A 16,307-nucleotide genomic window follows, 5' to 3' on the forward strand; every position below is an offset into this window, starting at 1 on the left:
TTTTGGGTTGCCCATACTAACTGTAGTCTATCCATGTGAAAAGCGCTATAACTTGCTTTTCAGGTTGCCCCATATAGATCGCAGATGATTGTATGATCGTGTTCCCCTCAGTCTGCACCAATATGTTCAAAATCTGGATAACGATTGGTATTGCCCTGTTCTTCGCTATTGTAAAATGAAAGCCGGGTTCTTTAAAAACCACAAAATCACCTCCTTCTCGGATCATGCACTCAAAGGCAGTATATGTCGCACGAAAGGTAGACCATAAGGTCAGAATTTTACTCATAATCTTACCAAGACAATGATATACAAAATTTTATTGATCAACAGCGATCGCTTCACCTAAAACATCCATTTTCAGTTCCACACCCAACGCTGGAGCTTTTGGCGCAAAATTCTTACCACCTTGATTCCGCGCACCACCTGTAGCTTTATCCACAGTTAACATTTTAAAGAATGCCCAACCTCCCCTAACACAAAATTGCTACTAATGTTGGTAAAAACCACTCTTTCATATATTTAAGCCTCTAGTAATTTTATTCAATCCGCATATGAAGCAATAATTTTTCAATAAATCTTACTAATGATAAAATCTTACACTACAAGTACTTCAGAATATTCGTGCAGTAAAGCCTTATAAAACTAAAAAAAAATCCTCAAGAGTAGGGGAGATCGCATTCGGACATTTTTCCATCTAGCAGTCGCCCCATCTTTATTTATTTTTGCAGGAGGTCTAACACTTCCACACTTTTACTCATAAACAGCGATCGCTACTCCCTCGCTGCCGAAAATCCTTGCCTTATCAAATTACTAGACATCTCCAATAATAAAAAATCAAATCAATTATGGTACATAAATTGTCAATTATTTCCCCTCCTGGGAGGGGTTAGGGGTGGGTTCCCTACTCCCTACTCCCTCTTTTGGAGGAGATGTCTACTATGAATCGTAATCAGTACCCAGTTCCTCTTCCGGCCAGGATTTGACTTGTTCTTCAGGACGACCCAGTAGATCGCAGATAATTGTACGATTGTGTTCCCCTAAATCTGCACCAATATGTTCAAAAACCGGGCTAGTGACAGACATCCGTAATGGAAAGCCAGGAAAAAATGCATCCGAACCCGTACTGGGTTTCTGAAAATACTTTCTTTCCCACAGATGAGGATCTTGACAGAGTTCCGCCATATTTAAAACGGCTCCTGCCATCAACCCGCGCTCTTGGAGCAAGTGCATGACTTCATAGTGTGTTTTTTCGCACGTCCATGCTTCGATATGCCTGTCGAGTGCGTCGCGATTTTCTTGACGAACGCAGGTGCTTGCAAAGCGCGGTTCTTCGCTCAACTCCGGCTGTCCGAGAATCTCGCAAAAAGTCTTCCATTCCTCATCAGAGCCGATGGCGATAACAACCCATTGGTCTTTCTCCCGACAACGATAACACCCGTGGGGAGCGTAAGCTGGATGACGATTCCCGATAGGTAAGGTAGTCTCCCCATTGACCGCATATTCCAAGAAGTGTTCTCCTCCAATCGCGTGTGTCAATCCTTCTAACTGGGAGAGATCGGCCCAATCTCCTTCTCCCGTTCTTTGACGATTGGATAAGGCAGTCATGGCAGCACAAGCACCCATAACACCATTAATCATGTCAGTTTCCCTAATCCGCTTTGCATCTGCATCTGTATATGGACTATAAGCGGTGAGACAGTTTACACCACTGAGAGGTTCGATAGAAGCACCATAACCGGGATAGGGCGCATAAGTTCCTGTTTGTCCATAAGCGGACATTGAAACCAAAATGATGTTCGGTTTAATCGCCTTAAGTTCTTCATAAGAAAAGCCTAATTTTTTGAGTACCCCCGGTCTGGCATTTTCTAGAACGATGTCTGTTTGACGGATCAGGTCTTTCAAGATTTCTTGATCCACCGGATCGTTAAGATCAACTGCTAGGCATTTTTTATTACGATTGAGGTGATGAAAACCCAACTGCTGATTATAAGCTTTATTTTTGGTCGAAGCTCCCCTTGTCGTTTCCATCCGACGGGGATAATCAATTCGGATTACTTCAGCACCAAAATCAGCCAGGATTCTTCCGGCATGAGGGCCTGCCCATTCCCGGGAAATCTCCAGCACTCGAATTCCTGACAAAGGTGGCTTTTTCTTTTGGTTTGGCAATGGCTTGCCGTTCTGTTTTACTTGATTCCTCTCAGTCAATAAAGATTGCTCCTCTTGAGCCTGGATGAGTTGATTATGTTCTCCTAGCAATGGCGATCGCCCCATATACCAGGAACTGTTCGATAAGCGGAAGGGAGCTTGACAGGATTTTAAGCGTTCTACTTCTGGGTGGGATTCAGTTTCTAGGAAAAACTCCCGCTCTTGGTGCTGTTGAAACTCGAACGCTTCTGCCATTGACGCCAAGTAACCAAAGGCAAATCCCCTGGCTAACCCCAGTTCAAAAATTTCCTCTTTGTCGTGACGCATCAGCCAAGGTTTTATCAAAGACTCTACCTCATCATGAGCCTTGGCGCGATCGAATACATGGAGAAACCGATCTTCTAAAAGACGTGGCTCTTCAAATAAAGAGGCTCCCTTTCGCCAATTACGATGGGGACCTCCCAGCACGGCAGCATAACCATTGCGACAAGGATAACACTGCCACGGTGCCCAGTCTCGGTTGCTGCTATTGCGTGGTTTGCGCTGACTCGTATGAAGATAGGCGACTGCTCTCATCTGGACGTTCTCAATTGCGCTTTCCTGAATGGAGATATCAAGATATTGACCAACACCAGCATCCCCACGTTGAAAAAGCGCCACTAGAGTACCGAAGTAGGCATACATACCAGCCGTGTACTGGCTAACAGCTGGCCCAGCAGCTAAAGGTGGTTTATCTGTATCCCCAGTTGACTCCATGCAGCCACTCATGGCATATAAAATTGCTTCATTAGCTCGATAATCCCGATATGGTCCATCCTGACCAAAATTAGAAATAGATGTCATCACAATAGCAGGATTAATTTCTCGAACCCGGTCGTAGCTTAATCCTAGCTTGGACATAACCGTGGGAGCAAAATTCTCGACTAAAACATCTGCCCCTGCAATCAGTTGTTTGAGGAATTCTATTCCTTTTGGTGTTTCCAGGTCGAGAGTTACACTTTTTTTTCCGGAGTTGAGCCAATGAAATGGAATACTCCGCTCAATCCCTGGTTTGCTGTCTACAAATGGTCCTATGTGTCGAACGGGATCGCCACTAGGTGGTTCGACTTTTATGACCTCAGCACCAAACCCAGCAAGGAGTTTTGTACAATATGGACCCCCTATATACTGTGTCAAATCAATAACTTTTAGACCGGACAAAGGACCTTCGCTCATGACATCTCCTTTTTGTTGGAAAAATTTAGTATTCAGGATGGCGAACCATAATCGATTCTATTCACTATCGTTTGTTTCAGCGTTACCAGTCGCTATTTAATCCGCAGTCGATGTTCGTACAGTTTTTGGTAATAAGGCAAGCAATACTCGTAGGCTTGCTTTAAGCGATCGTTATCCTCCACCTTTCCATAGTTAATTTCTTTCTGCTTTCGATCTCTCAACCCATTGCTAGCATTAAGAGAACTATGCCACACCCCACTTTGCCAGTGGTTAATTTCTGGTCGAGATTTTGGTTCCCAACTTAAGGCTTCTGGAAGAAAAGGGATGCCCACTGCATTGCAATAAGCTTTAACGGTTGAGTCTGGATTGTGAAGCAAATCCTCAGCGTCGATTAATATGGGTGTTTTACCGCTAATCTCTTGAGCCATCATAAAGTAACTATAGAGTGGTTCGTAACCAGTTTCTTCTAGAGTAAAATCTGGCCATCGGTAGTGCAAAGAAAGAAGCATTTTAGCTGGGTCTCGTACCAGGAAAGTATTGTCAAACTCAGCCAAAAATTCAGGCTGTATTAAGTGGCTGATGTAGTAAGGCATATCTTTGATAAAGACCTGGTGCTTTTTGGCAATGTCGAGCAACCTTTGTCTTGTGGCTTCATAGTTATTCTCAGCTTTGATTTCAGCATCTGGATAACGATTGGTATTACGCCGTTCTTCGCTATTGTAAAATGAAAGCCCAAAGGGCTCGTGAAAAACCACAAAATCACCTCGTTCTCGCATCATGCACTCAAATGCAGTAGATGTTGCACGAAAGGTAGACCATAAGGCCAGAGTTTTACTCATAATCTTACCAAGGTAATGATATACAAATTTTATTCGTACACAGCGATCGCTTCTCCCAAAACATCCATTATTGGCTCTATACCTAACCCTGGAGCTTCTGGTGCAGAAGTTTTCCCCCCTTTATTCCGGGGACCACCTTTAGCTGTATCCACAGTCAACATTTCATGGCATAACCAAGTTGCTCGCAAGTGAGTTAGTGGGGTACTCTGAGCGAGATGAACCGATCCTGCATCTCCAATCACACTTCCCCCAGTGACTTCAATATTCATCCTAATTCCTGTTTCCACACAAAAATCTCGGATACGTCTGGCTTTAGTTAATCCTCCTACTCGACCAATTTTTAACCCAATAGCCTCACAAGCACGGTCAGCTTGAGCGCGAACAACATGACCATAAGCTTGAATACATTCATCTAAGATAATAGGATGATAAGTCAATTGACGTAACTGTAAACATTCTTCATAAGTTTCACAAGGCTGTTCAAAATACAAAATTGGTTCTTTTACCGAATTCATTACCCTCATACCTTCATCTACTAACCAAGCTCTATTCACATCAAAAGTTGCAGTTTCATTTGCAGGCAAATAAGCACCGATCGCTTGAATTCTCTCAATATCTAACGCTACATCTGCACCAATTTTACAGGTATGAACCGTTTCCCCTTTTGCTTGACCCCGTTTAATCGATTCAATCATTTCTTCTGGAGTACCTGTGGGAACAGAATTTTGAATGGTTATTTCTTGGTCAAGACGACCACCAAACAGTTCGCAAAGTGGTAGACCTGTTGTTTTACCCAAAATATCCCAACAAGCCATATCCAAAGCAGATTTAATGTAGGGATGACCAGGTAGAGCAGTATCCATTGTCCGATAGATAAAATCAATACGTCTGGGATCGAGTCCTATCAATTGAGGGGCTAATTCTTCAATTCCAGCTCTGACACCTCGTGGAAAAGCGGGTAAATAAGTGGAACCCCAAGGACATCCTTCTCCCCAACCCCGAATTCCTTCATCTGTATCCATCGCAATTATTGTAGAATCAAGTTTGTCAAAATACAACCTACCACCTGATAGTCGGTAAGGATGCTCTAGGGGTAAAGTTACTTGATAGACAGTAATCTTAGATATTTTCATAATTTTCGGAAAAATTCACACTCTTACATTAAAGAATAGAACACGAGTGCAACAGCTATTTACTCAGATATAAATCTTGATATTGCTGAAAATTCTCTCTTCATGTGATATGATCCCAAACTAAATATCCTACTCTCAAAAGTGAAATCAGGCCACTTATCGTAAAGTGATGGGAGCATTTTAGCGGGATCACGCACAAGAAAAGTATTTTCAAATATAGACAAAAATTCTCGATCAGCTAAGTGGAATAAATAGTAGGCCATATCCTTGATAAAAACTGCCTGAGAATCTGCTTGCTTGGGGTTATTTTAGTGTCTACAGTGGCTTTCAAGACAAGCCCTAAATTTTTGAGCTAGAACTCGAACATGAGGTTCTCGCATTATCGTGAAATGGTTGCCTGGAACCTTATGAAGTGTCACAGATTCAGCAGAAATTTCACCCCAGCCCCAAGTTGGGTCTTCGAGTATTGTTGTTTTACCGAGAGTCGCCTCAAATAAACCAGCTTCAATAGCTCGGAAGAAAGTAATAGCAGTTGGATAACTCTCCTTTGGGATATAGTCAACATCAGCTTGAATATGAGCTTTGTAAACTTGGAAAATTCGTTTTAGCTCACCTTGGCTTAAATTCAAGCCTGCTATTCTCAATCTTTCCAGAAGGTAATCTAACTGGCGACCTTCTCCAATAGATTGAAGTGTTTCTGCTGAAACTTTGACCTCCTGTCCTAAAGAACCTTCATAAAAACTGCTCAGATCGTTGATGAGTTTAGCATTGTCCCAATCAGAAAAGTCTTGATATTTTTGAGGATTTGTCTCCAAACAATCCACAATGGCTAGCAAAGCTACCTCCTGTCCTCGATCTTGTAACTGTTGAGCCATCTCGAAGACCACTTTGCCTCCGAGGGAATGACCGCCCAGAAAGTATAGGCCCTGAGGCTGAACGGCTTGTAAGGCTTTGATGTGGTTGGCTGCTATATCTGTCATGCGAGCTAATGGTTTTTCGTCCTCATTTAAACCGAGCGATCGCAAGCCGTATAAAGGTTGTTCTGAACCTAGGTGTTGTGCCAAGGGATAGATATCGAAGACGTTGCCAAAGACTCCAGGGACAAAGAACAGAGGAGGTTTTGAGCCATTTGGCTGAATGGGTACTAAGGTAGAGCGGTAGGAGTCATCCTCCATACCCTGTTTAATCGAGGCATCGGTTACACAGGTCAAGTCGTCAAAAGAAAGAACTTCCTCAGCCAAATAACCAATTATTGCTTCTAGAGTTGGATAATCAAAGAACAAAGTAGAAGGTAAAGATAAACCCAGACTCAATTGGAGAGAGTTTTTCAACTCAATAGACATCAAAGAGTCTAATCCTAAGTCTATGAGTTTTTGCTCTAATGCGATGCAATCTGGAGATGTTCCGAGGACTTTTGCTATCTGCTTCCGAACATAAGTCACCAATAATGCCCTACGCTCAACTATAGGAAATGTTTCTAATTGCTGACGAAACTCAACCAGTGAGGATGATTCTTGTTGATCGGGGTTATTTTGTTTGTTTACAGATTTAAGTTTTACCCATTGATCTATGCGAGCTTCTAGGTCTCCATTGGAGAGAATGATTTGATTCAGGTTTTGAGTCGATCAAATCCTCTCAAAGGCTTGAATGCCTTCCTCGGGAGTTATTGTAAATTGAATCCATGTGGCTCCAATTTGATAATCGCCCTGATCGGTTTCCTCCCAGTTAACACTTAACCAAGGGATAGCATTAGTTTTGTTTTGCTGGTGAACGAAGGCATCCATAAACAGATTGGCTGCTGAGTAAGCAACATGGCTTGTAGCTCCCAGTACCGATGCTATAGATGATAGCAATATGCAGAAGTCAAGATGTTTATTCTGGAAAACCTTTGATAAGATAAGGGTTCCCGCAACTTTTCCTAGGCAGTGATTCTGAACCTGAGTGTTAGTAGTCTTAGCGATAGAAGACAATGCTTTTTCTCTAGTAAACATAACGCTGTGGATGACTCCATTAATGCTTCCAAAGCGATCCTCTGCTTGAGCAATTACTGCCTCCATTTGTTGCTGATTAGCTACATCAGCACTCAGCACCAGAACCTCTGCACCCATAGCCTCCATTTTAGATTTGACTAACGGCACTGCTAATTTTGGGCGGGAATGGTCTGGAATAGGTAGTTTGCTACGATCTAACTTACCAATGGGAGTTAAAGGAATTTCCTCGATCGCTACAAAAACGCCTGGAATCATATAAGGAGGCAAACACTCTTGTAAGTGATGACGTAAACTTAATTTTAGCTGCCCAACCTCCTCAGGAGATTTCCCTTGCTCTTGAGATACGAAATAGGCTATCAGTCTCTTTTCTGCTTCTTCTTTTCCTTGAAGAATAACTACACAGCTTTTAATTTCTGGATGTTCTAATAAAGTGTTTTCAATCCCAGCTAAGGATATGTTATATCCCCGCAGATTGACCATAGAATTACAGCGTCCCCTGATTTCCAGTTTTCCACTGGGTAGAATAACAGCTAAATCTCCTGTTCTAAAAAAGCGACTGCCGTTAATATCAATAAAACTGTCAGCCGTGAGACTAGGTTTATTCAAATATTCTTGAAACATACAGGGGCTATTGACATATATTTCTCCCTCATTTCCTGGAGACACTTGATTGCCATTTTCATCTAAAAGGATAACTTTATCTTCTTCAAAAGGAGTGCCAACAGAGCAGAACCCTGATGGTAAATCTTCGCTTTCTCGCAAATAATCAACGGCAATAGTAGCACATTCACTCAGCCCATAATAATTTATTAAACGAGTAGATGGTAATCTGTCTAGCAATTGATATTTTAGATTTTTGTTTACTGCTTCCCCAGTAAACCAAATAACTTCTAAGGCTGATAATTTCGAGATTATGCGATCGGCTGCAACTGTATTAATTATAGTTTGCATTAATGAAGGAGATATTGTTATTTCCTTGATTTTATTTTCAAAGATAAAATCACAAAATAGTTGAGAATCACAAATAATTTCATCAGGGATAATATAACAGGTTGCACCTCTGATTAAATGTCTCCATATTTCCCATTGAAAGAATGTATTATATGCTAAACGATCTCGTGATTTACACAAACTTATTCGATCTCGCCTCAACTCACTAACAAGATGTGCTTGATGGCTTAATAATATGCCTTTTGGTTCTCCTGTACTTCCTGATGTGTAGGCGAGATGAGATATATCTTGAGGGGCTATTGATGGTAATTTTTGGTCTTGTCTTGGGGGTGAGTTCCAGTTATTTTCTCTGTCTATAGGTAAAATTTTTAGAGCGAATTCACTACTTAATCTTTGGGAATATTGACTCTTAGTAATAATTACATTAGGTTGAGATCCGCTACCATTTTGGCAATGATTGCATCCGGATATTTTATTTCCAGAGGCATATAAGCCCCACCAGCTTTCAGGATAGCTAGACAGGCAATAATATAATCTTGAGATTTTTCTAGAAAAACTCCAACAGGTTGATTTGAGGTGACTCCTTTTTGTTGAAGGTAACCTGCTAAGTTATCTGTTAACTGGTCTAGTTTTTGGTAGGTAATTAAATTGCCACGATCTACGATAGCAATTTGCTCTGGGGTTCTATAAGGTAGTGAGGGGCGAGTTCTTCAATTCCAGCTCTGACACCCCTTGGAAAAGCTGGTAAATAAGTAGAACCCCAAGGACATCCTTACTCCCCAATCCCGAATTCCTTCATCTGTATCCATAGCAATGATAGTAGAATCCAGTTTGTCAAAATACAACCTACCACCTGATAGTCGTTAAGGATGTTCTAGGGGTAAAGTTACTTGATAGACAGTAATCTTAGATATTTTCATAATTTTCGGAAAAATTTACACTCTTTAGGTTAAAGAATAGAATACAAGTGCAACAGCTATTTACTCATATACAAATCTTTATATTGGTGAAAATTCTCTCTTCCTGTGATATGATCCCAAACTAAATATCCTACTCTCAAAAGTCTGCTTCCTGAACTGAGGTCAAAAGACTTTCTGCCATGAAGAATGCGATCATTATTCATCAGCAAACAGTCTCCCTTCTCCAGACGCAAACAATATTGGTAATCTGGATTTTTGAGATAGTTAAAGAAGGTTGCATAAGCTTGATAAAACTCCTCCATCTGCTCGAAAGGAAGATTCCAATTACTAGCATGGGAATGAGCAAAGTTAATCGCAACTAAATCTCCAGAATCATCCAACTTAAGAATAGGTATACTTCTAGTATAAAAATACTGCCAGTTTGTATAGAATTGACGGAACTGGATGGGAGTGTGAGCTAATAATCGAAAGTAATGGGGATATTTTTCACCAAAATCTTTAGCAACACGAAAACCGTCTACTAAAATTGATTCTCCTCCTATCGATTCATTTTTAACCATGTAAAAGCAAGTTAGCAAGTGAGGATAATCTCTGTTTGGGTAATCAGTATGAGGGGTGAGAAGATGGCAAGTATCTCCTAAGTCGTTCGCTCCAGACTTGTATTCAACATCATAGAAAGCTCCTACTTCAGTATAGAGCATTGGTCCAATAGAAGCCAGAAAATCCTGATGTTTTTCTGGAATTAAATCATGGATTAAACTAAAACCATATCTAAAAAGCCGATCTTTCCATCCTTGAGAAACCCCGAAACTAGAATTTTCCCACTCAGATAGATAGCTCTCCAGCAAAGCTTTATTCCACAAAAATTCTTCAGGATAGCGACTTTGTGCTTCCTTATGCTTGTCGTTGTGGCCATCTTGGTTGCGATCGTAAGCATAAGCCATCAACCATTCAATAGGAAAAATGCTGCGATGTGGAGGATCTTCATCCCAGTCAATTATCAATTCCTCATCTGTTAACTTTACAAGTTTTGGATTTGGGATTTCTTTTCCTTCGCTGAAGTCATAGAGCTTCTGAAAAGAGCTAGAATGGCGACTTTTCTCAGAAAGACAATTATCGCGTAACCAAATGTAGTGAAAGCGTTTGTTATTAACTGTTACAAAAGAGTTATTTTCCATTATTGGTAGCTAAGATACTAGAATTTACAACTTTTTTCAGATACTTAGGGTTTTATGCACAAAAAAGTGACAAATCCGAGTTTAGCATTTATTATTTCTATTTGATAAAAACCAGTCTTAGTTAATAACTCTAGATTTTGTGTTACAGACAAGGGACGTAACACACCTTCTAACTGTTGTTTCTTACGTTCAATTTCTTCATTACTCAATCCTTTTTTTTGTTTAAAAAGTATATATTTATCTTCTATTATTGTACTTTGAAGTGTTTTTTCTGTCAGGATAAATAATCCATTACTAACTAAAGAATCAAAAATAGCTTTTAAGTACTCTTGTCTTTCTTGAATGAAGTGAAGAGTCCAGTTGCAAAGAATAGCATCAAAAGTCATATTTTTAACGAATGTTTTTGATTGAAAAAGTCTAGAAGGGAAATCGTTGTCAACTTTACTCAGATTTTTGCTAGCTACTTTTAACATTTCTTGAGAAGAATCTATCCCAAACAAATTTTTGAAACCATGTTTGTATAAATACAATAATGTATTACCGCTGGCACATCCCACGTCTATAATATACCCATCTTTAGGTACATTATCTTTGAGTATATTAATTGTTAGTTCTATTACTTTCCAGTAGTCAGGTATATGTTTTTCAGCTTCATCAGTAAACCTATTAGCTATTTCAGCACCAAAGACCCACTCTTCTACATCATTAGAAATTTTTCCTGGATCTTCTTTATTTTTGTGCATATAAAAATATTAAAGCTATAATTTTCAGGTTATTATACTATTTCTAAATAACAAGATGTTGATATTGACACTTATAGTTTACTCATCTTTATGATTATATCATGTCCAGTAGAACAATTATAATGAGGCTCGTAGTTTTGCTCTAGCCCAGACATAAATATTTGAGGGACTAGGGCAAAACTACAAACAAAAAACTTCTGTTAACGACTCAGATGTGCCAGCATCTTTGTGATAACTGGAAGTTTCACTTTACTGCCAAAATCAAAGGATTTAATCTTCTCCACAATCTATGGATTAGGTTGATAAGTATCAAGATTATCAGATACCCAACAGGTTTCAACACTCCAACGAATCACATAGACTAATAACTCATCAGTTAATCCCATACCTTTCCCTTTCCCTAGATCGTTATCCATTAGACATCTCCGATAATTAAAAATAAAATCAATCCCGTAAGCAGAAATCATTAATTCTTTCCCCCTACTCCCTCTTTTCCGGAGAGGTCTATTACAATCTCCATCCCCCGGCAACTTCCAGGATTTGTCCAGTAATGTAATCCGCTTTAGGACTGATAAAAAAATTAACGGCGTAGCACATTTCTTCAAGTGTTGCAGGTCTTTTCTTGGGTAGTAGGGGGATGGTTTCCTCTAAACCAATAGAGTTTTCTGCCACTCCTGGAGCAATTACATTAACAGTAATGTTTTCTTGAATTAACTCTTTAGCTAGGCCCTTGCTATAGCTGACGAGAGCTGTTTTAGCCATTCGATAGACAGGATGTATATCATCTACTATCATATGTTGAGCGCTGGCAAAGGCAAAGTTAACGATCCGACCCCAGCCTGCTTTCCTGAGATGGGGAAGTATTGCTTGAGTCATATAGAAAACACTATTGAGGTTGGAATCTAGGATGTGATGCCACTCTTCTAGAGAAGAGATAGTGAGTGGTTTTTCTAAATAGTTACCCACACTATTGATGGCGACAGATAAGCCTTCTAGCTGTTCTGCTGCCTGTTCTACTAGAAATTGAACCTCCTCTGGTTTGGTAATATCTGCTTGAAGCGCAATTGATTTAACACCATGGGTAGCAGCAGCCTCTTGGCTAGCTTGTTGAGCTACTTCAGCACTATTGTTGTAGTGAAATGCAACATCAAATCCTTTACTTGCCAGATCTAGACCTATCGCCCGTCCAATTCCCACAGCAGAACCTGTAACAAGAGCTTTTTTAATCATCATCTTTATTTTTAGGATCGACTTAAACAGCAGTAAAAATGTCCAAAATCGCTCTGATTTTAGCTGTTTCGTGAGTTCTGACAATATTGCTTCCACCCAAAGCAGCAAAAACAGACATAAACACTTGAGCGCTTCTGACTTCTTCTCCGAAGAATTCCATGGCAGTGGGAATCATGTTAAACACAGGAAATCCTAATTTTTTGAGCCTAAAGCCATTCAAGAGAGCATTTATTTGATAGCGGATTCGATTGGGTGCATTATTGTATTTGAAGTAGAAATTTGTATATCCCACACCGATAGCCGGATCGACCATAATTTTTGTCACACCACACTTAGTGGCTTTTTCGATCTCCTTGGCTAGAAAATCATAGACTAAATTAATTGGATCTCGAGCCTTGCTAAAATCAAATTCCCCTACATCTCTGGCATGTTTTCCTTGAACATAGCATATAATGATTGCAGCATCGTAATCCGCAATCGCTTGATACATTTCCTCGCTGTTCTCATGTCCAGTGTAGTTAATGACATTAGCACCAGCTTTTAAGCATTCCCTAGCTACTGTTGGGTAATAGGTTTCTACAGAAGTCAATACTTTTTCTTCACTCAGAGTGCGAATAACAGGAAGCAGTTCGCTTTTTTGTTTGAATTCATCAGCTCTGGCAGTACCTGCTGTCATTGATTCTGCACCAATATCCACAATGTCAGCCCCTTCAGCATTCAGCACTTTTCCTCGTTGAATGGCTTGTTCTGCAGTATAACAAATGGAGTGGATCCACCAGGAGTCAGTGGAAAGATTGATTACTCCTGCGATCGCTGTTTGAGTGTTAAATTTAAAGTGCTTATGGCCGATAGTAAATTCTTGTACTCGAGTACTGTATTCATCTTTATGCTCGGCATACACTTGGTATAAATCTTCAAGGGTTAGCATTTTTGTGATTAGGAGTAAACTGTTAACAATAGATATAGTCATTCTGAATAAGACTGAAACACTTTTTCAGCTGAAATTCTTTCAAGGCAAGAAACCCTTGTCTCAATCTTAACTGAAATGACTATAAATTTTTGGTTTTCTTCAAAGGTGACATCATGTCCGGTAGCATCGGAGCGTGTATAAAATTAAGGTGACAATGGGAGAAAACCTTCTGCCTCCTGCCTTCCTTCCACCAAAGTCTAATTATTCAACCGGATATGATATGACGTGCTGCCAAAGATTAATAATTGACAACAGCATCACTTGTCTAGATGACTAAACTGATGTCCTCTCGATAGATTCTCCAGATGCGAGAGTTCCCAAATCGGTAGTTTTGGAGAGACTTCAGGTATTGAATGTATCACACTTAAGTCAAAATAAAAACATCTAATCGTCAATAGACTTCGCAGTAATTGTCAAAAACAAATCTAATTAAGTCTATTTTTCTTCAAAAACTCTTACTTTTGCATGACTCTTGCTTCTTGCCTACTTCTGCTGACTCAGATGTGCTAGCATCTTTGTCATAACTGGAAGTTTGACTTTGCTGCCAAAATCAAAGGATTTAATCTTCTCTACAATCTCTGGATTAGGTTGATAAGTATCAATATTATCAAATATCCAACAGGTTCCAACACTCCAACGAATCACATCCACTAATAACTCATCAGTTAATCCCATACCTTTCCCTAGATCGTTAGCTTCTCCTAAGACTAAATAATTAATATAAGCCATAAAATCTGTGAGAGATTTAGCAATATCCATCAATTTCTCATCTTCTAATGGTTCCGGAGCTGCATATTCTAATTGATAAGGAAGAGGTTTAATGCGCCCAAAACTATCAGTTACTCTTTCTTCAGAATGAATGTAACTCCGGTCTAAACCATAAGGAGAAGGAGCCGTAAAATCAGGCAACCGCAAATCCAAATTATTGTCTTCTTCAATTAATTTAGTGACTTTCACATGATTATCATGGGCATCATATTTTTGTCCGGCTTCCCGATATCTTTCTTCCACAATACGCCCTAAGGGTAACGGAACATTTAATTCATCGGCTAATTTGACTGTTAAATCAGTATCTTTAACCGTAATTTCTAAGGAACAGGAATAATCATAACTGCCATCAAAAATAAAGGGACTTACTTGCTCTGTCACCACACTATTTCCTATGGAAGCTCGAATATAATCCCACATCCATAAAAAGGGAATGCCATATATTTTGCAAATCATATATACTTCCCCTAATACCAACATTTGTGAATAAAACAACAAGTTGGTTAGGAGTTTTACTGTTTGAGCTTCGCCTATAGTTTTACTAACAAAGAAGGAAATTTTGCCTATGGCATCCAGAGTTTCTTTGCTAAGATCGTAGCCTTCCCGATCGCCACTAACATAGTAACTAACATTACAAAAATCTACACCCATGTGAGATAGGTTACTTACGGGAGATTCTAAACTGAATATTCCTTTTTTGGCAGCTTCTCCTGCTATATGTTGGGTATTATGGTAGTCAGTTGTAGAAAAATCCATCCAAGTTGCACCTGGTCTCATTCCTTCTGCTGCTCCAGTTTCCCCTAACATATTTTCTAATACATGATGGGGTAAGGGTAAATTGGTAATCACCAGATCGGCACCTTGAGCAGCTTCCTTGGGACTATCTTTCCAAATAGCCCCTTTGGCAATAACTGGTTTTGCTGCTTCTGGATACTTATCATAAACTTGGACTTCATACCCATCCTCTAGCAGTTTATAGATGTTTTGTTTGCCCATCGCACCAGTGCCGATGTAACCAACTTTTTGTTTTGTCATAATTTTCTCCTGAAATTTTCATCTGTGAAGTATCTGTTATTTTATCATCTCAGGTAATCATCAACTTTACTTTTCTATAGTTTTTTTTCAGGCGTAATCACAACTTTACCAAAAAAGCCTTTATTTTGAAAAAATTTCTGAGCTTCCTTAATTTCACTCAGGGGAAAAACTTTAGCTACTTGAGGTTTCAAGAGACCTTTTTCAATATACTCAAGCAAATTCTGAAACACTTCAGGTTCAAAGCGAGTTGCTCCAATCATTTCTGTATCTTTGTAAATCAAATCTCGCAAGTCTAGCTCAACTATGGGAGAGGCGATCGCTCCTGCTGTGACATACCGTCCCCCAATACTCAGCGCTTTGAAAATTATCTCAAAATATTCTCCACCTACCACATCCACGGAAACAGTAATTTCATGTTGCGCCAAATTTGATGCTAATTCATCGTTGCGAGTATAAATATAATCAGCACCTAATTCCTTAACTAAATGTTCTTTATTTTTGCCGACAATTGCAATAACTGTTGCTCCTCTTATTTTAGCTAACTGAACGGCGGAACTCCCCACACCGCCAGAAGCACCCATGATTACAACAGTATCTTTATCACTAACTCTTCCTTTTGTCAAGAGATTTTCTGCCGTAGAATAAGAGCAAGGTACGGTAGCTAACTCCACATCTGACAGAGATGAATTAATCAGACAAACGTTGGTGACAGGAATAGCAACATATTCGGCAAAACCGCCATTCAATTCACTGCCTACATATTGATATTTTTCCATATTTTCTACCCTGATCCACGGATCGACAATTACCCTTTGATTGAGAAATTTAGGTTCTACATCTATACCTATTTCTACAACTTCACCAACAATATCTGCACCTTGAATTCTAGGAAATTGTATCCCAGTCTGAGACCAACCTGTAGATTTTTCCTCATCATTTTTCTTGGTATCTTGGAGGATTTCTTGAAACCCTTCATCTGCTGCATACCATCCTGTACGGGTATTTATGTCTGTATTATTAATGGAACAAGCTCCTACTTTGATTAATATTTCTCCTTTCTGGGGAGTAGGTTTAGGAACTTGAGTATAAACTAATTTATCAGGTCCACCATATCCATTGAGGACAACAGCGTTCATTAATTCTATCATTCTTTTTTATTTTCTTAATTGATAGTTAGTTTTAGCCTTTT

At 39.6% G+C, this 16,307-nt stretch carries 13 protein-coding genes and 1 pseudogene; all 14 read right to left on the bottom strand.

Going from position 1 to position 16,307, the window contains the following annotated elements:
• Nucleotides 1-316: 316 nt before the first annotated feature.
• A complete protein-coding gene (locus AC3DU7_RS03115; protein ID WP_488037906.1) occupies nt 317-439 on the bottom strand; it encodes a hypothetical protein in 123 nt (40 codons plus the stop codon).
• 497 nt (nt 440-936) lie between these two features.
• Nucleotides 937-3,360, bottom strand: a complete 2,424-nt coding sequence (locus AC3DU7_RS03120) for a CaiB/BaiF CoA transferase family protein (RefSeq protein WP_488037907.1) — start codon at nt 3,358-3,360, stop codon at nt 937-939.
• A 92-nt stretch (nt 3,361-3,452) separates the two neighbouring features.
• Nucleotides 3,453-4,199: a sulfotransferase-like domain-containing protein gene (locus AC3DU7_RS03125; protein WP_488037908.1), complete on the bottom strand. Its 747-nt coding sequence runs from the start codon at nt 4,197-4,199 to the stop codon at nt 3,453-3,455.
• Between the two features lie 29 nt (nt 4,200-4,228).
• On the bottom strand, nt 4,229-5,332 hold the full coding sequence (locus AC3DU7_RS03130) for a mandelate racemase/muconate lactonizing enzyme family protein (protein ID WP_488037909.1): 1,104 nt from the start codon (nt 5,330-5,332) through the stop codon (nt 4,229-4,231).
• 308 nt (nt 5,333-5,640) lie between these two features.
• Nucleotides 5,641-6,774: an alpha/beta fold hydrolase gene (locus AC3DU7_RS03135; protein WP_488037910.1), complete on the bottom strand. Its 1,134-nt coding sequence runs from the start codon at nt 6,772-6,774 to the stop codon at nt 5,641-5,643.
• Nucleotides 6,775-6,957: 183 nt separating this feature from the next.
• A complete protein-coding gene (locus AC3DU7_RS03140; protein WP_488037924.1) occupies nt 6,958-8,796 on the bottom strand; it encodes an SDR family oxidoreductase in 1,839 nt (612 codons plus the stop codon).
• Nucleotides 8,694-8,948 (bottom strand): annotated as a pseudogene (locus AC3DU7_RS03145) (AMP-binding protein); the annotation flags it as partial. The pseudogene AC3DU7_RS03145 and the gene AC3DU7_RS03140, both read right to left, overlap by 103 nt.
• 302 nt (nt 8,949-9,250) lie before the next feature.
• Entirely contained in the window at nt 9,251-10,372 is a 1,122-nt protein-coding gene (locus AC3DU7_RS03150) for a TauD/TfdA family dioxygenase (protein ID WP_488037911.1), read from the bottom strand.
• Nucleotides 10,373-10,416: 44 nt separating this feature from the next.
• Complete coding sequence (locus AC3DU7_RS03155; RefSeq protein WP_488037912.1) at nt 10,417-11,115, bottom strand: class I SAM-dependent methyltransferase; 699 nt, start codon at nt 11,113-11,115, stop codon at nt 10,417-10,419.
• Nucleotides 11,116-11,402: 287 nt separating this feature from the next.
• Complete coding sequence (locus AC3DU7_RS03160; RefSeq protein WP_488037913.1) at nt 11,403-11,531, bottom strand: hypothetical protein; 129 nt, start codon at nt 11,529-11,531, stop codon at nt 11,403-11,405.
• A gap of 91 nt (nt 11,532-11,622) precedes the next feature.
• Nucleotides 11,623-12,348, bottom strand: a complete 726-nt coding sequence (tmpR, locus tag AC3DU7_RS03165) for a bifunctional dihydropteridine reductase/dihydrofolate reductase TmpR (protein WP_488037914.1) — start codon at nt 12,346-12,348, stop codon at nt 11,623-11,625.
• A gap of 19 nt (nt 12,349-12,367) precedes the next feature.
• Nucleotides 12,368-13,273 carry a dihydropteroate synthase gene (locus AC3DU7_RS03170; RefSeq protein ID WP_488037915.1) on the bottom strand — a complete coding sequence of 302 codons (906 nt, stop codon included), beginning with the start codon at nt 13,271-13,273 and terminating at the stop codon, nt 12,368-12,370.
• A gap of 525 nt (nt 13,274-13,798) precedes the next feature.
• Nucleotides 13,799-15,118: an NAD(P)-dependent oxidoreductase gene (locus AC3DU7_RS03175; protein WP_488037916.1), complete on the bottom strand. Its 1,320-nt coding sequence runs from the start codon at nt 15,116-15,118 to the stop codon at nt 13,799-13,801.
• A gap of 74 nt (nt 15,119-15,192) precedes the next feature.
• Entirely contained in the window at nt 15,193-16,266 is a 1,074-nt protein-coding gene (locus AC3DU7_RS03180) for an alcohol dehydrogenase family protein (RefSeq protein WP_488037917.1), read from the bottom strand.
• Nucleotides 16,267-16,307 lie beyond the last annotated feature (41 nt).

It is taken from the genome of Okeania sp. (genome assembly GCF_983059655.1).